This window comes from Tropicimonas omnivorans, from assembly GCF_031846565.1.
GTDB lineage: Bacteria > Pseudomonadota > Alphaproteobacteria > Rhodobacterales > Rhodobacteraceae > Tropicimonas_B > Tropicimonas_B omnivorans.
Genome location: NZ_JAVRHL010000001.1, coordinates 102,714 through 120,157, shown reverse-complemented (window position 1 = coordinate 120,157; position 17,444 = coordinate 102,714). Strand labels below are relative to the sequence as shown.

Annotated in this window: 17 protein-coding genes; 4 read left to right on the top strand and 13 right to left on the bottom strand. The window is 67.2% G+C overall.

The genetic code is table 11. The features are described 5' to 3' along the window. Positions 1-128: 128 nt before the first annotated feature. Together RM543_RS00595 and RM543_RS00590 are read right to left on the bottom strand one after the other, a co-directional pair. Complete coding sequence (locus tag RM543_RS00595; protein ID WP_311688633.1) at positions 129-1,865, bottom strand: serine hydrolase; 1,737 nt, start codon at positions 1,863-1,865, stop codon at positions 129-131. Positions 1,866-2,106: 241 nt separating this feature from the next. Then, the gene (locus RM543_RS00590; protein ID WP_311688631.1) at positions 2,107-2,826 is read right to left on the bottom strand and encodes an HAD family hydrolase; all 720 of its coding nucleotides are present in this window, start codon (positions 2,824-2,826) and stop codon (positions 2,107-2,109) included. Between the two features lie 125 nt (positions 2,827-2,951). Here RM543_RS00590 and clpS point away from each other — a divergent pair, with 125 nt between their 5' ends. After that, on the top strand, positions 2,952-3,278 hold the full coding sequence (gene clpS / locus RM543_RS00585) for an ATP-dependent Clp protease adapter ClpS (RefSeq protein WP_311688629.1): 327 nt from the start codon (positions 2,952-2,954) through the stop codon (positions 3,276-3,278). 24 nt (positions 3,279-3,302) lie between these two features. On the opposite strand, the gene RM543_RS00580 is transcribed toward clpS, so the two are convergent. The 3 genes from RM543_RS00580 to RM543_RS00570 all read right to left on the bottom strand — a co-directional run bounded on the left by RM543_RS00580 (position 3,303) and on the right by RM543_RS00570 (position 6,207). Next, positions 3,303-4,070, bottom strand: a complete 768-nt coding sequence (locus RM543_RS00580; protein WP_311688627.1) for an inositol monophosphatase family protein — start codon at positions 4,068-4,070, stop codon at positions 3,303-3,305. Further along, positions 4,063-5,409 (bottom strand): TldD/PmbA family protein, encoded by a 1,347-nt coding sequence (locus RM543_RS00575; RefSeq protein WP_311688625.1) that lies wholly within the window; start codon positions 5,407-5,409, stop codon positions 4,063-4,065. Before RM543_RS00575 ends, RM543_RS00580 begins: the two co-directional genes overlap by 8 nt. A 96-nt stretch (positions 5,410-5,505) precedes the next feature. After that, positions 5,506-6,207 (bottom strand): glutathione S-transferase family protein, encoded by a 702-nt coding sequence (locus RM543_RS00570; RefSeq protein WP_311688623.1) that lies wholly within the window; start codon positions 6,205-6,207, stop codon positions 5,506-5,508. A gap of 143 nt (positions 6,208-6,350) precedes the next feature. On the opposite strand from RM543_RS00570, the gene mscL reads away from it, so the two are divergent. Next, positions 6,351-6,797 (top strand): large conductance mechanosensitive channel protein MscL, encoded by a 447-nt coding sequence (gene mscL / locus RM543_RS00565; protein ID WP_311688621.1) that lies wholly within the window; start codon positions 6,351-6,353, stop codon positions 6,795-6,797. A 127-nt stretch (positions 6,798-6,924) separates the two neighbouring features. On the opposite strand, the gene rpsU is transcribed toward mscL, so the two are convergent. Further along, positions 6,925-7,131, bottom strand: a complete 207-nt coding sequence (gene rpsU / locus RM543_RS00560; protein ID WP_036556662.1) for a 30S ribosomal protein S21 — start codon at positions 7,129-7,131, stop codon at positions 6,925-6,927. Positions 7,132-7,246: 115 nt separating this feature from the next. Between rpsU and RM543_RS00555 the strand changes: the two genes are divergently transcribed. Next, positions 7,247-8,128 carry a COQ9 family protein gene (locus tag RM543_RS00555; protein ID WP_432280420.1) on the top strand — a complete coding sequence of 294 codons (882 nt, stop codon included), beginning with the start codon at positions 7,247-7,249 and terminating at the stop codon, positions 8,126-8,128. After that, on the top strand, positions 8,125-9,129 hold the full coding sequence (locus RM543_RS00550; protein ID WP_311688616.1) for an NAD(P)H-quinone oxidoreductase: 1,005 nt from the start codon (positions 8,125-8,127) through the stop codon (positions 9,127-9,129). The genes RM543_RS00555 and RM543_RS00550 overlap by 4 nt, the downstream gene beginning before the upstream one ends. Before the next feature lie 3 nt (positions 9,130-9,132). Here the strand turns inward: RM543_RS00550 and RM543_RS00545 are convergent, their stop codons facing one another. From RM543_RS00545 to RM543_RS00515, 7 genes are all read right to left on the bottom strand, one after another. Continuing rightward, on the bottom strand, positions 9,133-9,954 hold the full coding sequence (locus RM543_RS00545; RefSeq protein ID WP_311688614.1) for an ATP-binding cassette domain-containing protein: 822 nt from the start codon (positions 9,952-9,954) through the stop codon (positions 9,133-9,135). Beyond that, the gene (locus tag RM543_RS00540) at positions 9,947-10,807 is read right to left on the bottom strand and encodes an ABC transporter ATP-binding protein (protein ID WP_311688612.1); all 861 of its coding nucleotides are present in this window, start codon (positions 10,805-10,807) and stop codon (positions 9,947-9,949) included. The genes RM543_RS00545 and RM543_RS00540 overlap by 8 nt, the downstream gene beginning before the upstream one ends. Further along, entirely contained in the window at positions 10,804-11,619 is an 816-nt protein-coding gene (locus tag RM543_RS00535) for an ABC transporter permease (protein ID WP_311688610.1), read from the bottom strand. Before RM543_RS00535 ends, RM543_RS00540 begins: the two co-directional genes overlap by 4 nt. Beyond that, positions 11,612-12,613: an ABC transporter permease gene (locus RM543_RS00530; protein ID WP_311688608.1), complete on the bottom strand. Its 1,002-nt coding sequence runs from the start codon at positions 12,611-12,613 to the stop codon at positions 11,612-11,614. The genes RM543_RS00535 and RM543_RS00530 overlap by 8 nt, the downstream gene beginning before the upstream one ends. Before the next feature lie 55 nt (positions 12,614-12,668). Further along, on the bottom strand, positions 12,669-14,201 hold the full coding sequence (locus tag RM543_RS00525) for an ABC transporter substrate-binding protein (protein WP_311688606.1): 1,533 nt from the start codon (positions 14,199-14,201) through the stop codon (positions 12,669-12,671). 138 nt (positions 14,202-14,339) lie between these two features. Then, positions 14,340-15,902: a phytoene desaturase family protein gene (locus RM543_RS00520; RefSeq protein WP_311688604.1), complete on the bottom strand. Its 1,563-nt coding sequence runs from the start codon at positions 15,900-15,902 to the stop codon at positions 14,340-14,342. A gap of 71 nt (positions 15,903-15,973) precedes the next feature. After that, positions 15,974-17,440, bottom strand: coding sequence for a flavin-containing monooxygenase (locus RM543_RS00515; RefSeq protein WP_311688602.1), 1,467 nt, complete (start codon positions 17,438-17,440; stop codon positions 15,974-15,976). Positions 17,441-17,444: the final 4 nt, after the last annotated feature.

Genomic DNA, 17,444 nt, shown 5'->3' with positions numbered 1-17,444 from the left:
CCCGCGCCCCGCGGCGGGCGCGGGGCGTCCCGGCCTCGAAACCGCTTCGAGCCACGTCGGGTCCCGTCGGGCAGACATGAAAAAGGCGCCCGCAGGGGCGCCCTTTCATGTCGCGGGATGTCTCTGTCTCAGCCCGGACTGACGGTCGAGCAATCGGAGCCGCGGGCCTGGAGGCGGGCGCAGGCGGCGGCGGCCTGGTCCTGCGTGAGTCCCATGAAGGTGGCGTCATAGCCCGTCGCGCGCTGGTTCACCTTGCGCAGGGACCCATCGAGCGTCTCCACTTCACGAAGCGCGGTCTTCAGCAGGACCTTTTCCGCCTCGAAGCGCGAATTGTACTGCCCGACGGAGATGCCCCAGTGGCGCCCTCCTGAGGTGGAGGCGCGCACCACGACTTCGGGGCGCGGCGCGGGAGCGGGAATGGAAGCCTGCTGCGGCTCCGCCGCCTCCGCGACGGCGAAGTCCAGAACGCGGGGGCGGGATTTCGGAACGACGGTGGCGGCCGCTGGCGCCATGTCGGTATCGTTCGCATCGCTTGCGGCCCCGCCGCCCATCGCCGCGACGACCAGATCCTCGACATTGGCGCCGATATCGGGAGCCTCCGCCCCGGGTGCGGGCTTGCCGGAGGCGGCGAGCGCGATGTCCGCCCCGTCCTGGGGCGTCGCTGCGCCTGCACCTGCGATCATGCCCGCCACCTCTTCGGTGGAGGCGGTATCGGCCACGGCGATGGCGTCCTCCATCTCCTCGCGGACCTCGACAGGGGTCGGCTCCGGCCGGATGCCCGCGAGGGAGACGCCGCCGGGCAGGGGCGCCTCGGCGCTGGTGTCCTCGAGCTTCTCCGCACCGGCGACGAGAGAGGCGATCTGTTCTGCCTGATCATCCGTCGCGAGGGCGACGGCTTCCGCCACGCCGTCCTGCAAAGCGACGATCATGCCTTCGGGCACCTGGGGTCTCGGTCGTCCGGTCGGGCGGGGCGAACGGTTCACGAGACCGCTGACCCGCAGCGTCTTGCCCGCGGTGGAGCCGGGCGTTCCGGGCAGGCTCTCGTAATCGGGGGCGGACGGCCGCGCGAGCTGGACGGCGCCGGGAGCCTGGTTGAAGCCGAGGTTCATCAGTTCGGCCACCCGATCGTTCCGCGTCGCCGTGGAGCGACCGCCGAAGACGGTGGTGATGATGCGCTTGCCGTCCCGCTCGGCGGAGGCGACGAGGTTGAAGCCGGCGGCGCGGGTATAGCCCGTCTTGATCCCGTCGGCCCCGGCATAGTCGCGCAGGAAGCGGCGGTTCGTATGGGCCACCGTGCGAACCTTCGCATCCGCGGTGATGCGGGAGAACAGGTTGTAGTATTGCGGATAGTCGTAGAACACGTGCCGCCCCAGCGTGGTCATGTCCCGCGCGGTCGAGAGGTGGCCCTCCTCGGTCAGGCCGTGGGCGTTCTTGAACGTCGTCCGGGTCATCCCGAGGGCCTGGGCGGTGCGGTTCATCCGGCGGGCAAAGGCCGCTTCGGACCCCTCGATCGCCTCCCCGATCGCCGTCGCGGCGTCGTTGGCGGATTTCACGGCCGCGGCGCGGATCAGGTAGCGAAGTTCGATCTTCTGCCCGGCCACGAGACCGAGCTTCGAGGGCTCCTCGGATGCCGCCTTCTTCGAGATGAGGACCTGCGAATCCAGCCCGATTTCGCCCCGCGTGATCGCCTCGAAGGCGATGTAGAGCGTCATCATCTTGGTGAGCGACGCCGGGTGCAGTCTCGTATCGGCATTCTCCTGATGGAGGACCTGACCTGTCCGCGCATCGATCACGAAATCCGCGTAGGGTGCTGCGCCGGCCCGGAGCGTGGCACCGAAGGTCACCAACAGGATCAGTGCAGCCACAAAGGGGAGAGTGAGGGCGTTATGCCCCCGTTCGCGGTATTTCGCCACGGTACTGCCTCATCTGCCTCGCGTCGCCCCGGTTATGTTCCGAGTGTCGACTCTTATGATTTACATGAAGCTAACACGTAATCGATAACGCGAAAAGCCAGCTTTTTCATGGTCGTCGCAGAAAGAGTTGATGTGGACAAAAACCGAAGCGCTGCAAATGCTTCGCTTGAGGGAGCCGCCCCGCGGGAGGCATTCAGACGCTCGAACGGGTCCCGTCATCCAGCCGCTCGAGGAGCGCCGGAAGGCCGCCGAGATCGTCCAGTTCATGGAATCGGGGCTGCGGCTCGGGGTGCTCGGCATGTTCCAGCGCCCATTTCAGATCGAAGGGGACATGGGCGGCATGGGCGCCCGCCGCGAGGGCGGGGAGGACGTCCGACTTGACCGAGTTGCCGACCATGATCGAGCGGGCGGCCCCATCGCCCCGTTCGTCGAAGATCCGGGCGTAGACCTGCGGCGTCTTCTCGGACACGATCTCCACACCGGCGAAGAGGTCTCCGAGGCCCGATTGCGCCAGCTTGCGTTCCTGGTCGAGAAGATCGCCCTTGGTCACGAGGATGGCGCGGCGGGTGCCGGCGACCTCTTCTACCGCGGTTCGGGCATGCGGCAGCAGCTCGATCGGGTGTTCCAGCATATCGTGACCGATCTCGAGGATCTGGCGGATGACGCTGGCGGGGAGTTTGGCGTCTGTAACCTCGATGGCGGTTTCGACCATCGTCAGCAGGAATGCCTTGATGCCGTAGCCGTAGCGCCCGAGATTGCGGTATTCCGCGGCGAGAAGGCGCTCGTCGAGATGCTCGCGACCGGCATAATCGACCAGAAGCTCGGCGAACCGGTCCTGCGTGATCGCAAAGAATCGCTCGTTGTGCCAAAGCGTGTCGTCGGCGTCGAAGCCGACAGTCGTGATCTCGGGCAAGGGTGGCAGCCTCTCGTTCCGGTTCTTGCCCTTTTCAGGGCGGGCGGGACGCTTATATAACCGCCCCTGACCCCCCGAACCACCCGCCACCCGACCGGAGCTCAGTCGACGTGACAGATTGGACGATGACGGATCCCGACGACGGCCCCCCCGAGGGCGATGCCGCCGTGGTGACGAAGACCAGGCCGAAGACGCAGAAGCCGCCGCTCTACAAGGTGCTGCTGCTGAATGACGATTACACGCCGATGGAATTCGTCGTTCACGTGCTGGAGCGGTTCTTCGGCATGACCCACGCCCAGTCCTTCGAGATCATGCTGGTGGTCCACAAGCGCGGCGTCGCCGTGGTGGGTGTCTTCAGTCACGAGATCGCGGAGACGAAGGTCGCACAGGTGATGGACTTCGCCCGCCGCCATCAGCATCCGCTGCAATGCACGATGGAGAAGGAGGAGTAAGGCTCCTCGCAACCTCCCCCGTTATCAGCGAAGCCGCGCGAGGGCCTCGGCGTGAAGGGCGGGCGGCGCGGCGACGACGCCATCCGTGAACCTCTGCGGCGTGTTGAAGCGAAGGGGCCGCCCGGATCGGTCGGTCACCAGGGCCCCTGCTTCCGAGGCGATGAGCGTGCCCGCGGCAATGTCCCACTCCCACGTCTCGCGCAGCGTCATCATCGCATCGAACCGCCCCTCGCCGACGAGGGACATCCGGTAGGCCAGCGAGGTCCGGAAGTGCCGCCGCATGGCGGGGACCTCGCCGCTCCAGATGTCATCCTTCAGGGCCTGGCCCGCAGCCAGGACATGCGCCCCGTCGAGGGCCTCGCGGCGGCTGACGCGGATGGGCCGACCGTCCAGGGTCGCGCCGTCTCCGAGGCTGGCGCTGTAGAGCGCTTTCTGGGCGGGAAGATAGACGACACCGGCCACCGGAGTGCCGTCCTCGATCACGGCGATGGAGATGGACCACGCCATTTCGCCCTTCATGAAAGCGCGCGTGCCGTCGATGGGATCGACGATGAAGATGCGGCTTCGGGCCAGTCGGTCCTCGTCGTCCGCGGTCTCTTCGGACAGCCAGCCGTATCCCTTGCGGCCGCCGAGCAGGCGCTCCTTGAGGAACGCGTCGACGGCAAGGTCGGCCTCCGTCACGGGGCCCTGACCCTCGTCCTTTTCCCAGACCTGCGGGTCGCCGCGGAAATGCATGAGCGCGATGCGCCCGGCCTCCCGCGCGGCGTCCGTGATGAAATCGAGGTCACTCACCGGCAAGCGTCATCCCTTCCACGAGGAGCGACGGTACCACGCGGGAGAGCCAGGGGCGGGCGTCGTTCGCCGGTGTGAGGCCGAGGAGCATGTCCTTCAGATTGCCCGCGATGGTGCATTCGTTGACCGGATAGGCGATCTCGCCGTTCTCGATCCAGAAGCCGGAGGCCCCGCGGGAATAATCGCCGTTGTTGGGATTGATGGTGGAGCCGAGCAGCGAGGTGACGAGAAATCCCGTCCCCATGTCCCGCATCAGCTCCTCGCGGCTCTTCGTGCCCTGCGTCAGGGTCACGTTGCCGACTGAAGGGGCGGGGGCGCCGGCAGGGGATCGGGAGGCGCTGGCGGTGCTCTCCAGTCCGAGCTTGCGGGCGCTTGCGAGGTCGAGGATCCAGCTCTGGAGGATCCCGTCCGAGACGAGCTCCCGGTTCCGTGTGGGCAGTCCCTCGGCGTCGAAGAGCCGCGCGCCGCCGGTCCGGGGGCGATGCGGCTCCTCGGTGAGGGTGAGGCCGGCGGGCAGGACCTGCTTGCCCATCGCGTCCGACAGCCAGCTTGCCCCGCGCACGATGGCGGTGCCGTTGATCGCCGAAAGGAGATGCCCGATCAGCCCCGACGAGATGCGTTCGTCGTAAAGCACGGGGTAGGCGCCGGTCTTCGGGCGGCGGGCGCCGGCACGGGCCAGCGTGCGCTCGGCCGCGATGCGGCCGACCTCCGCGGGGCTCGGCATGTCCGCGCGGTGCGTGCGGCTCTCCCCGTAATAGTCACGCTCCATCTTCGTGCCCTCGCCGGTGATCGCGACGGCGTAGAGGCTGTAATCGCTGCGGGTGTAGCCGCCGGAGAAGCCGTTCGTGGCGGCGAGGTGGAGACGGCGGCGGGCATATCCCGCGCCGACGCTGTCCATCATCGAGATGCCGTCATGGGCGAGGGCGGCGGCCTCGGTCTCCAGCGCATCCCGCTCCAGCGCGGCGGGGTCCGGATCGTCGCCCGGATCGTCGAGGTCGAGGCCCGCCGCATCCCGTCGCTCCGACAGCTGCTCGGAGGGCGCGAGGCCGACGCCGGGATCCTCCGGCGCTTCGCGGGCCATGGCAACCGCGCGGGTCGCCATCTCCTCGAGCGTTTCGGCGCGGGTATCGGAGGCGGCCACGGTTGCTTGCCGCTGGCCGAGGATCACGCGGAGGCCAAGGTCGATGGCCTCCGAGCGCTCGGCATGCTCCAGCGTGCCGCCGCGCACGTCCACATCCAGCGAAGTGCCTGCGACGGCGATCGCGTCCGCGTCGTCCGCGCCGGCCTTGCGGGCGGCATCGAGAAGCGCGGCCGTCAGCGGCTCGAGGGGCTGGTCCATGAAGCTCTCCGGGATCGTTCTGGCGATGACTGCCGAGCTAAGCGCCGCGGCGTCCGAGGGCAAGCGGGGCCACGGGCGCGACCCCGCTCCTTCGGCTCAGCCCTCGGCGGGCGGGGTGTTCCGGCCGCGCTCGACGGCCGGACGGTTGAAGAAGCGTTCGACGTAGTCCTCCACGTTCGGAAACTCGTCCCAGCCCACGGCGTCCTTGGCCTCGTAGAACCCGAACACGTTCAGCCACGGCGCGAGGGCGATATCGGCGATGGTGTAGGGGCCGACGATCCAGTCGCGGCCATCGAGCTGCCCCTCGACCACGTTCAGGAGGCGCCGTGACTCGTTGATGTAGCGCTCGCGGGGGCGGGGATCCTCGATCTCCTTGCCGCCGTGGGCATAGAAGTAGCCGAGCTGGCCGAACATCGGGCCGACGCCGCCCATCTGGAACATCAGCCACTGCATCGTGTGATAGCGGTCCGCCTCGGTCGTGCCGAGGAGCTTATTCGTCTTTTCCGCCAGATAAAGGAGGATCGCGCCGCTTTCGAAGAGGCCGATCGGCTCGCCGTGCGGGCCATCGGGATCGATGATCGCCGGGATCTTGTTGTTGGGGTTGAGGGACAGGAAGGCGTCGCTCTTGACGTCCTCGTCCTTCAGAGTGACCCGGTGCGCCTCATAGGGCAGGGACAATTCCTCGAGCGCGATCGAGGCCTTCTGTCCGTTCGGCGTGGGGAAGGAATAGAGCTGGATGACGCTCGGATCCTTCGCGGGCCAGCGGGTGGTGATCGGGAATGAGCTGAGGTCTGCCATCGTCGGGTGCTTTCCGTTTACTGTCTCTTTGCGGCCAAGATAATGCGGTCGCGGCGGAGGAAACCCCCCGAGGCGCGCGAGCGGAGCGCTCTGGCGCACACACCGGGGGGCAAAGGCTCCCGAGAGACAGACAAGGCAGGGACATGCTGACAGAATTTCGCAATTTTATCGCCCGCGGCAACGTGATGGACATGGCCGTGGGCATCATCGTCGGCGCGGCCTTCACCGCGATCGTGACGTCGCTCGTGGGGGATCTGATCAATCCGTTCATCAGCCTCTTCACCGGGGGGATCGATTTCACGGGCATGTTCTACGTGCTCGGAGCGACCGACTATGCCAGCCTCGAGGAAGCCCGCGCCTCGGGCGATCCGGTCTTCGCCTACGGGGCCTTCGTGATGGCGGTGATCAACTTCCTGATCGTCGCCTTCGTGGTGTTCCTGCTGGTGAAGCTGGTGAACCGGGTGAAGGACGCCGCGATGCGCGAAGAGGTGGAGGCCGAACCGAGCGTCCCGCCTGCCGATCCCGGCCCGACCGAGCGGCAGCTCCTGATCGAGATCCGGGACGCGCTTCTGGAGCGGCCGAGGGCCTGACGACCCTGAGGGAGCATGCAAGGCGCTCCGCCGAACAAGCAAAACCCCCGCCCGGATGTCCCGGCGGGGGCTTCGATTCGAACGTCGCGACCAATTGCTCGAGCCGCGGACTGGCCTCAGCCAGGGATCAGAGCATCCCTTCGCGCTGAGCCTTCTTCCGGGCGAGCTTGCGGGCGCGGCGAATCGCCTCGGCCTTCTCACGCGCCTTCTTCTCCGAGGGTTTCTCGAAGTGCTGGCGCAATTTCATCTCGCGAAAGACGCCTTCGCGCTGAAGCTTCTTCTTCAGGGCACGGAGAGCCTGATCAACGTTGTTGTCGCGGACACTGACCTGCATGTGGGTGTCACCACCTTTCCAGTTTGCGTTTCATTCTTGCAGGAGGTGGCCATATAGCAATGCCGCTTTAGCTTGTCCACTGCGCGTTGAACGAAGACCGACGAAAGGGCCCTCCATGATTGCCGACCCAGCCACCACCGGACATGCCGACCCGACCGAGACGCAGCTGCTCGACGCCGCGCTTCGTCATGTTGCCTTCGACGGGTGGTCGGAACGGACACTGAGGGCCGCCTGCCGCGAGACCGGCATTTCCGAGAGCCTCGCCCGGTCGATCTTCCCGCGCGGCGCGGTCGACCTTGCGATCGCCTTCCACAAAAGGGGCGACGCGCAGATGGTCGAGCGTCTGCGGACGACCGACATGACGGGCCTGCGCTTCCGCGACAAGATCAGCGCCGCCGTGCGCATCCGTCTCGAGGTCGCCGGCAGCAAGGAAGCGGTACGCCGCGGCGCGACGCTCTTCTCCCTGCCGCAATACGCCCCCGACGGCGCAAAGGCGCTCTGGTCGACGGCGGATGCGATCTGGACGGCGCTCGGCGATACGTCGGACGATCTGAATTGGTACACCAAACGCACGACCCTCTCCGGGGTCTACGGCTCGACGCTGCTGATGTGGCTCGGGGACGATTCGCTCGGCTCGTCGGATACCTGGGCCTTTCTCGATCGCCGTATCGGCAACGTGATGCAGTTCGAGAAGGTGAAGTCCCGCCTGCGCGAGGCGCGCATCCTGAAGCCCCTCACGGCCGGTCCCGAATGGCTCTTCGGACGGGTGCGGGCGCCGATGCGGAACATGGAGGAAATGATGCCGGGCCGCTGGAGCCCGCCGCCCGCACCGGGCGCCGGTATGCCTCCGGCAGGACCGGAGGCCAGCACTGACGACGCTGCCGCGGGGTCGCATCCCGACCCTGCCGCGGGTCCGCGTCCCGGCCCGGTGGGGCCCGCTCAGGCGTCCGGCGATGCCGGTAGCGGCCCCCGCCCCGGCCCGGTGGGGCCAGCATGATGACCGTCGATCTGCCCGAGACCATGCGCGCCGTCGAGATCAGCGAACACGGCGGCCCGGATGTCCTTCGCCTCACCGAGCGGCCCGTGCCGAAACCCGGGGCGGGTGAGGTTTTGATCCGCGTCGCCCATGCGGGGGTGAACCGCCCGGATGCGGCGCAGCGCGGCGGCACCTACGCGCCGCCTCCGGGTGCCAGCGACTTGCCGGGGCTCGAAGCCTCCGGGCATGTCGCGGCGACGGGGGAGAGTGTCGGGGAATGGTCCGTGGGGGATGCGGTCTGCGCGCTCCTGCCGGGCGGCGGATATGCCGAATATGTCGTCTGTCCCGCGAGCCATTGCCTTCCCGTGCCCACGGACATGTCCCTGCGGGCGGCCGCCTGCCTGCCGGAGACGTTCTTCACCGTCTGGTCCAATGTCTTCATGCGCGCTCACCTGGAAGGCGGGGAGCGCTTTCTGGTTCACGGCGGCTCCTCCGGGATCGGCACGACGGCGATCCAGCTCGCCTCCGCCTTCGGCGCGCGGGTCTTCGCGACCGCCGGCAGCGCCGACAAATGCGCCGCCTGCGAGAAGCTCGGCGCCGAGCGCGCGATCAACTACCGCGAGGAGGACTTCGTCTCGATCCTCAAGGGCGAAGGCGGCGCCGACGTCGTTCTCGACATGGTCGCTGGCGACTATATCGCGCGAAACCTCAAGGCGATGGCGCAGGATGCCCGGCTGGTGATCATCGCGTTCCTCGGCGGTGCGAAGGCGGAGATCAACTTCGCCCCCCTCATGGTGAATCGCCAGACCATCACCGGGTCGACCCTGAGGCCCCAATCGGTGGAGGCGAAGGCGAAGATCGCGCGGGAGCTGCGGGAGCGGGTCTGGCCGCTGCTCGATGCCGGCCGCGTGGCCCCGGTTCTCGACAGCGAGTACGATCTCGAAGCCGCGGCGGACGCGCATCGCCGGATGGAGAGCTCCGAGCATATCGGGAAGATATCGCTGAAGGTTGCGGGAGGCTGACGCTCAGGCCTCCTGCACATCCTCGAGCCATGCGTCGTCGAGCGTCGGCAGCGGAATCGCGGCCTTGAGGGCTGCGGTATAGGGGTGCGTCGGGGCGTCGAACACGTCCGCGATGCGGCCCTGCTCCACGATCTCTCCCGCCTTGAGCACGACGATCGTGTCCGCCAGCCGGCGGATCAGCGACAGATCGTGGCTGATGAAGGCAAGGGTGAGGTGCATGTCCTCGACCAGCTCCTCCAGAAGGGCCACGATCTGCGCCTGTGTCGAGACGTCGAGGCCCGAGGTGATCTCGTCGGCGAGGATGAAGCGGGGGCCGAGGGCGATGGCGCGGGCGATGCCGACGCGCTGGCGCTGGCCGCCTGAGAGCTGGTGCGGGTAGCGATCCGCGAAGGCACGGCCAAGATGCACCCGGTCGAGCGCGTCCCGCGCCCTGTCCTCGGCCTGCTCCACCCCGTGCAGCTTCAGCGGTCCCGCGATCAGCCGCAGGATCGTGTGGCGCGGGTTGAGGGAGGACATCGGGTCCTGGAACACCATCTGAAGGTCGCGCCGGTGCCCGGTGAGCTCCGACGGCGCCATGTGCGTGATGTCGTGCCCGTCGAACAGGATGCGGCCCGCGGTCGGTTCGAGGAGCCTCACCATGCAGCGGCCCAGCGTGGACTTGCCCGACCCCGATTCGCCAACGATTCCGACCACGCCCCTGCGGGGGACGTCGAACGAGAGGCCGCGCAGGATTTCCAGACGGGGGCGGCGGCCGAGGCGGGGGCCGGCGTTCATGTCGGGCAGGGAGAGACCGAGGTCCCTCACTTCGATCAATGGCTCAGCCAAGGGTGGCCTCCTGTTCGGCGCGCAGGGCCTCGATCACGTGCTCTGGAACCGGGCGGAGCGACTCCTCCGGCCGGTCGTAGCGCGGCGTCGCCCCGATCAGGGCTTCCGTGTAGGGATGCGGGTTCGGGCCGAAGAGATGCTCCGCCGTGCCCGTCTCCACCACTTGTCCCGCGTAGAGCACCGTCGCGCGGGTGCAGAGCTTGGCGACGACGCCCATGTCATGGGTGACGAAGAGCATGGCGGTGCCGTGCCGCGCCTGCATCGCGCGGATGAGCTGAAGGATCTGTCGCTGCACCGTGACGTCGAGCGCGGTGGTCGGCTCGTCGGCGATGACGAAATCCGGCGCCGCGGCGAAGGCGGCGGCGATCAGGACGCGCTGCCGCATGCCCCCCGACAGCTCGTGCGGATAGCTGCGGAGCGTCTGCGAAGGGTTGCGGATCGACACCTCGTCCAGCGTCTCCTCGGCGCGAAGGAGGGCCCGGCGCCGGTCCCATCCCAGGGTGTGGACGAGCCGGTCCGTGATCTGCCCCGCGATGCGGCGGCTGGGGTTGAGCGCGGTCAGCGGGTCCTGCGGGATGATCGCGATACGCTCTCCCACCAGCTTGCGCAGCCTGCTTCGGGGAAGCGCGGTCAGCTCCTGCCCGTCGAAGCGGACGGACCCGTCCGACACGTTCAGCCCACGCGGCAGGAGCCCGGCGACGGTCTTGCCGATCATGCTCTTCCCGGCGCCCGATTCCCCGATCAAACCGTGGATCTCGCCGGGCGCTACGGACAGGCTGACATCCTTCAGGATCCGCGGCCCTCGCGGACCGATGCGGACTGAAAGCCTGTCGATTTCAAGGATCCCCGTCATGACGCCGCCGGGTCCAGCCTGTCCTTCAGCCCTTCGCCGAACTGCGAGAAGGCAAGGACCGTGAGGAAGAGCGCCACCATGGGTCCAACGAGGATCCAGAGCGCGAAATGGATCTGCGTCCGGCCCTCGGCGATCATGCCGCCCCAGGTCGGATCGTCCGACGAGACGGACAGGTTCACGAAGCTCAGGATCGCCTCCACGATGACGGTGATGCCCATTTCGAGGGACAGAAGGACGAGGATCGTCGGCAGCACGTTCGGCACCACCTCGTGCCAGAGCGTGCCGAGGGGGGAGCGGCCGACGACGGTGGCGCTGGCGACGTAATCCATGCGGGACTGCGCCATGGTTTCCGCCCGGACCACCCGGGCGAAGCGCGTCCAGTCGATCACCGCGATGGCGATGATGACGGAGGAAAGGCCGGTGCCGAGGACGGCGACGAGGAGGATCGCGAAAAGGACGGGCGGGAAGCTCATCCAGATGTCGATGAGCCGGCCCACGGCCCGATCCGTCCAGCCCCCGAGATAGCCCGCGAGCAGGCCGAGGACCGAGCCGAGGATCGCGGCCGAGCCCCCGGCGAGCACGGCGACGATGAGCGCGACGCGGGCTCCGTAGATCAGCCGGGAGAGCACGTCCCTCCCGAGTGAATCGGTGCCGAGATAGTAGCCGGGTTCGGCGCCCTCCATCCAGAAGGGGGGCAGTTTCTCGAGGAAGAGATCTTGCGCCAGCGGATCATGCGGCGCGATGAGGGGCGCGAAGATCGCGGCGAGGGCGAGAAGGACGAGCCAGCCGCCCGAGAGCCAGAGTCTAGCCATGACGCAGCCTCGGATTGAGGGCGGCATAGGCGAGGTCCACGATCAGGTTCGTTGCGATGAAGAGCACCGCGAACAGAAGCACGATTCCCTGGATCAACGGCAGGTCCCGGTTCACCACCGCGTCGATGGCGAGGTTGCCGAGGCCCTCGTAGGAAAAGAGCTTCTCCACGATCACCGTCCCGCCGATCAGGAAGGTGAACTGCACGCCCACCAGCGTCAGCGTCGGCAGGGCGGCGTTGCGCAGCGCCTCCCGGAAGAGGACGGCGACCTCCGAGAAGCCGCGGGCGCGGGCGAGGTTCACGTAGTCGAGCTCCATCACTTCCTTCAACGATTGTTTCAGCACCTGCGCGATGACCGCCGAGAGCGGCAGCGCGAGGGCCAGCGCCGGCAGGGTCATGTGGGCAAGAAGATCGCCCGTCACCCGGAAATCGAATCGCAGGAGGGATTCGAGCAGCAGGAAGCCGGTCGCGTAATCCGGGTTCAGGGCGGGGGAGATCCGGCCGGAAATGGGAAGCAGGGGCCAGAGCACCCCGAGGCACAGGATGAAGATCAGGCCCCAGAGAAAATCCGGGATCGACAGCGTCATCCCGTTCCAGAGATCGACGGCGCCCTCCGCGGTGCCACGCCGGCGCAGCGTTCCGATGACCGCCAGGGCTCCGCCGAGAAGGACGGCGAGGAAAAGCGCGTAGAACGCCAGTTCGAGCGTGGCGGGCAGGCGTCCGAGGACGATGCGACCGACATTCTGGCGCAGCGAGATGGAGGTGCCGAAATCGCCCTGGAGGACACCGCCGATCCATATGAAGAACTGCTCGGCCAGGCTTCGATCTAGACCGTAGGCGGCGCGCAGGCGGTCGATATCCGCCTCGGTGGCACCGGGCGGAAGCATCATGGCGATGGGATCACCGGGCGCGACCCGGATGACGACGAACACCACGATGGCCACGCCGAAGAGCGTGAGGGCCGTGGTCAGAAGACGGATGAATGCAGCTTGCATGGGTCAGCCCGGTCGCCCCTCCACAACAAGCGGAGGGGCGTCCGAAAATCTCGCCTCAGGTGCGCGACACGTTCTGCGGCACGAGCGCGCCGGACGTGTTTTGCGTGACCGACAGGCCGGAGCGGTAGATGATCGGCTGCATGTACTGCAGAAGCGGGATCACCAGCGCCTCCTCGGCGGCCTTGCGATCCACCGCCTTGTAGCCTTCGATGCGCGTCTCCTCGTCGGCTTCGGCCCAGAGCGGGCCGATCATGTCGATCATCTCCTGACCGTCCCAGACCGAGTGCGGCGACGGGCCGAAGAGCGTGAAGCCGGTGGAGGTCGAGGGATCGCCGACGGCGTTGCCCCAGTTGTAGAACGCGGCCGGGGCCAGCGTGTCCGCGGCGCGCAGCTCGTAGTGCTTGGCGATCTCGTAGACCTCGATCTCCGCCTCGATGCCGACCCGGCGCCAGAGCCCGACGATGGCCTGGATCATCTCGTAATCCTTCGGCTTGAAGCCGCGGGTGGTCTGGATCGTGAAGCGCACGGGGTTGTCCGGCCCGTAGCCGGACTCGGCGAGCAGGCGTTTTGCCTCCTCGGGATCGTAGGGCACCTCGATGGAGGCGTCGTAAGCGTCGTATTCGGGGGTCTGAAGGGTGGAGATCGGAACGCCGTAACCCGACAGCAGCCGGTCGATGATCAGCTGCTTGTCGATGGCGAGCGCGGCTGCCTTGCGGACGTTCGGGTCGGTCATCACGTCGATGTCGTTGATGAAGATCATGCCGATATCGGAGACCGGCGCGATGGTACCCTCGAGGCCGTCCTTCGCGCGCAGGCGATCGTATTCCTCGTAGGGGATCTCGAGCGTGATGTCCGACGCGCCGGATTCCACCTCGGCCACGCGGGCGGAGGAATCGGGGATGAACTTGATCGTCACGGTCTCGAAATCAGGCTTTTCGCCCCAGTAGTCGGGGTGTGCCTTCAGCCGCAGGAACGCGTTCCGCTCGAACCGGTCGACCATGTAGGGGCCGGAGCCGATCGGGTTCTGTTCGAAGCCCTCGGGGCCGACCTCCTCGAAATATTTCTTGGGCAGGACGTAACCGGTCAGGAAGCCCATCCACTTGAAGAGCGTGGGCTCGTACTCGAGCACGTCCGCCGTGATGACGTTTCCGTCGATCTCGAAATTGCCGATCTTGGCCCAGACGAACTGGATCGGATTGCCGCCTTCGGGATCGGCGGCGCGCTCCAGCGACCACACGACGTCCTCCGCCGTGACCGGATCGCCGTTGTGCCAGACGGCGCCCTCGCGGACGACCATGCGGATCTTGCTGTTGTCGTCCGTCCAGCCCCAGTCGGTCAGGAGGCCCGGCTTGAAGCTGAGGTCCGGGTCCTGCGCGATGAACTGGTCGAAGATCGTCTGGTAGATGCCCTGGATCGTCGGGTTCACCGCCGAGGGTCCGACCGTCGGGTCGAAGGACGGCAGGTTCACGTTGTAGGCGATCGTGAGCTCGCCGCTCTCTTGCGCGCGGAGCCGGCCGGGAATGCCGGCGACGGCGAGGCCGAGCCCTGCGGTTGCGGTGCCGAGCAATGTGCGTCGGGTAATCGTCATTCCTGAACCTCCTGTCGGTGAGCGGTGGGGGAAGCGCTCCCCCGCCGCAGAACCCGGACCTTTGCGGCCTCTGGGATGTTCAGGCTACTTCAAGCTTGAAACATGTCAATGCATATGACTGCTTGCGACGCGCATTGCCTATCGGGCAAGCTTCTTGGCGAGCATCGTGCCCGATCCCGCGCCGACCCCTGCACCGGGCCATGTCGAGGCGCCGACGATGTGCAGGTTCCTGACCGGCGTCGACCAGTCCGAATAGCCGGCCACGGGACGGAAGAGGAAATTCTGCGCCGGATGGTGGGATCCGCCGATCTGGTCTCCGCCGACGAGGTTGGCGTTGTCCGCTTCCAGATCGGCCGGGGTCACGATCCGCTTGCCGGTGATGCGCGCACGCAGGCCCGGGGCATAGCTTTCGATGATGTCCAGCACGCGCTCCGCCATCGGTTCGGCGGCATTTGCCCAGTCCGTCGCGTCGATCTCGCCGGCGGCATCGCCGAGGATCTCGCCCGGCACCATGCGGGCCTGGACCCAGAGGATGTGCTTGCCGTCCGGCGCACGGGAGGGATCGACCGCGGTCGGCTGGCCGACCACGAGAACCGGCGCGCGCGGCAACAGCCCGTCGACCGCCTCTGTATGGGCGTTCGCCATGGTCCTCAGATCCGGCGCGAGGTGGACATAGGCGAAACGCTTCAACTCCTCGCCCGCGGCCCAATCGGGCAGGCCGTCGAGGGCGAGGTGCAGCATGAACGTCCCCGGCGCGTGGCGGAACCGCTTGATCCCGTCGTCGTAGCGCCCGGTTCCGCTGCCGCCGGGCAGGAGCCGCGCCAGACCGGAGGGCGCGACGTTGGCGATCACCGCACGTTTGGCCTCGATCTCGCGCCCGTCCGCCAGCCGCACGCCGGTCGCTCGCCCGCTCTTTCGCAGCACCTCGGCCACGGGGGCGTTGCACGTGACACGTCCGCCCGCCTCCTCGATCATGCCGACGAGAGCGCCGACCATCGTATCCGCTCCGCCCTTGCCGATGACGAGCCCGAAGGCCTGACTTGCCATGCTCTCGAGATACGGGAAAACGGCGCCGCCCGACTGATCGGGCGGGAAGTCCAGATGCATCCCCCAAGCGCAGCACATGGCGCGGACGCGGGGATCTTGAAACGTCTCCGCGGCCCATGCGCGGGGGGAGAGCAGCATGAGGCGCACCAGCTCGTAGAGTTTCGCTGTGCCGGCACTGCGCCAGGTGGACCACGCCGTGCGCATCAGGTCCTTCACCTTCATCGGGGCTCCGAGGACGGAGAAGATACGCGGCGCGATGTCCGGAAACTCGGCCGAGAGGCGACGCCACGTTTCGGCATCCCGAGGGGAGAACGCCGCGATGCGCGCCGCCGTCGCCTCGGCATCGGTCGAGACGCCGCACCAGCGCCCATCCGGAAAGACGCTGGCGAAGCACTCCGCGGCCGCGACCGGCTCGAAGCCGTGCTTCGCGAGTGCATCGCCATGGGTCTTAGCGAAGTCCGACCCGGCGAAGAGCGACAGGTTCATCGCGCCCCAGTCGTGGCGGAACCCGGGCTCGGTCAACTCCATGGTCTTCACCGCGCCGCCGGGCGTGCCCGAGGCCTCGAACACCTCGACGGACCAGCCCTTGCTGGCTAGGTGCGCCGCGGCGGCCAGGCCATTGTGGCCAGCGCCGATGATGATTGCGTCAGTCATGCTCACTCCAGGCTGAGGTCTCGGGAGAAACATGCATCAGCATGGACCGGCTGTCCACGACGCCGCCGCCCTTACGCGACGCCGAGCCTGTTCTTGAGGCGTTGCCGAACCTTTGCATAATTTGCCGGCTTCACCGGCATCTGCCATTCCATGAAACGCTGGCTCTTCGGGATCTCCAGCCGCAGATCGCTCAGAAGCTCGTCGATCTGGTGCATGGAGAAGGGGATGATGTTGGTGCCCCTTGCATGCTTCCCCTCGGTCCGCTCGGCCATCCAGTCGATCCGCTCGCGGGTCATGCGACGTTGTTCGGCCTCGTCCGGCAGAACCATGTCCCCCGCCAGGTAAGAGGCGATCCAGAGCGCGCCCATCTCCGCGGAGAGCGGGCTGAAGAAGCTCGAATTGTAGCCGTTGAAGGCAAGGTTCTCGACGCCGATGGGTTTCACGCAGTTGTAGAGCATGAAGTTGCCGCTAGCGTCCATGAGCCTGTCCTGGATGTCCTCACCGAGAAACGGCACCGACTGCGTCCACCCCGTGCCGCAAATCACGATATCCGCCGGCAGGCGCGTGCCGTCCGCAAGAACGGCGATCCGCTCGCCTCCCTCCACCTCGAAACGCTCGATCTGCGTGTCGCGGTGCACGACGATCTTGCCGGAGCGGACATGGTCGTAGAACCCGTCCGTCACGAGGGAGACGGTGGAGCGGGCGATCCGCTCGAACTGGCCGCGGGGCACGAGGTCCAGTTCCGCCAGCTTGAGCTGTTTCGTGGTCAGCGCCTGCACCGAACCCACCATGCTGTTGCGGACCGGCGCGCCGCGGCCATGGAGGAAGGCCTCGACGCCGCGCGTCCTGCGGTACTTGAAGAGGCCTTCGCCCATGCGCGTCAGCAAAAGATACTTGTAGTTCAGCACCCCGCCGAACTTCTTCGGCGCTTTCCAGATGAGCTCCCGGGCGATGACGTCGAGGGATTTCGCGCTGTCCGCGACCGCCGCGGCCACGTCGCAGGAGGACTTGCCGTAGCCGATCACCAGAACACGTTTGCCCGCCGCATCGTTGAGATGGGTGAACCGGGAGGAGTGACAGATCCGTCCGCCCGCGGCCTCGAAGGCATCGGCCCCCTCGAAGCGCGGAACGGCCGGTTCGGAGAAGATGCCGTTGGCCACCACGAGGAAGTCGAACCGGTGGGTGCCGGCGCTCGTCTCCAGCGTCCAGCCACCGTCCTCCTCCTGCCGGGCCGAGGTCACCTCCGTATTCAGGTGCACGTGCTCCATGAGGCCGAACCGCTCTGCATAGGCCTCGAGATACGCCTGCACCTGGGGACCGCTCGGCCATTCGGGATAGGATTGCGGCATGGGGAAATCGGACAGGCAGTAGGTGTCCTTGCCGTTCTGCGTCGAGACGCCGGGATAGGTTCGGGACGCGGACCAGACGCCGCCGACATCCCCGACCTTCTCGAACACGGTCACGTCGTGGCCGAACTCCATGAGATGCTTCGCCGTGGTCAGTCCCGCGAACCCGGCGCCGATGATACCGACTTTCATGACC

What these genes read in the sequence shown, in the direction of transcription:
- RM543_RS00530 (WP_311688608.1), bottom strand. Translation starts at nt 12,613, where the DNA reads ATGCAAGCTGCATTCATCCGTCTTCTGACCACGGCCCTCACGCTCTTC.
- RM543_RS00535 (WP_311688610.1), bottom strand. Translation starts at nt 11,619, where the DNA reads ATGGCTAGACTCTGGCTCTCGGGCGGCTGGCTCGTCCTTCTCGCCCTC.
- RM543_RS00570 (WP_311688623.1), bottom strand. Translation starts at nt 6,207, where the DNA reads ATGGCAGACCTCAGCTCATTCCCGATCACCACCCGCTGGCCCGCGAAG.
- RM543_RS00550 (WP_311688616.1), top strand. Translation starts at nt 8,125, where the DNA reads ATGATGACCGTCGATCTGCCCGAGACCATGCGCGCCGTCGAGATCAGC.
- RM543_RS00515 (WP_311688602.1), bottom strand. Translation starts at nt 17,440, where the DNA reads ATGAAAGTCGGTATCATCGGCGCCGGGTTCGCGGGACTGACCACGGCG.
- RM543_RS00520 (WP_311688604.1), bottom strand. Translation starts at nt 15,902, where the DNA reads ATGACTGACGCAATCATCATCGGCGCTGGCCACAATGGCCTGGCCGCC.
- mscL (WP_311688621.1), top strand. Translation starts at nt 6,351, where the DNA reads ATGCTGACAGAATTTCGCAATTTTATCGCCCGCGGCAACGTGATGGAC.
- clpS (WP_311688629.1), top strand. Translation starts at nt 2,952, where the DNA reads ATGACGGATCCCGACGACGGCCCCCCCGAGGGCGATGCCGCCGTGGTG.
- RM543_RS00540 (WP_311688612.1), bottom strand. Translation starts at nt 10,807, where the DNA reads ATGACGGGGATCCTTGAAATCGACAGGCTTTCAGTCCGCATCGGTCCG.
- RM543_RS00555 (WP_432280420.1), top strand. Translation starts at nt 7,247, where the DNA reads ATGATTGCCGACCCAGCCACCACCGGACATGCCGACCCGACCGAGACG.
- RM543_RS00575 (WP_311688625.1), bottom strand. Translation starts at nt 5,409, where the DNA reads ATGGACCAGCCCCTCGAGCCGCTGACGGCCGCGCTTCTCGATGCCGCC.
- RM543_RS00525 (WP_311688606.1), bottom strand. Translation starts at nt 14,201, where the DNA reads ATGACGATTACCCGACGCACATTGCTCGGCACCGCAACCGCAGGGCTC.
- rpsU (WP_036556662.1), bottom strand. Translation starts at nt 7,131, where the DNA reads ATGCAGGTCAGTGTCCGCGACAACAACGTTGATCAGGCTCTCCGTGCC.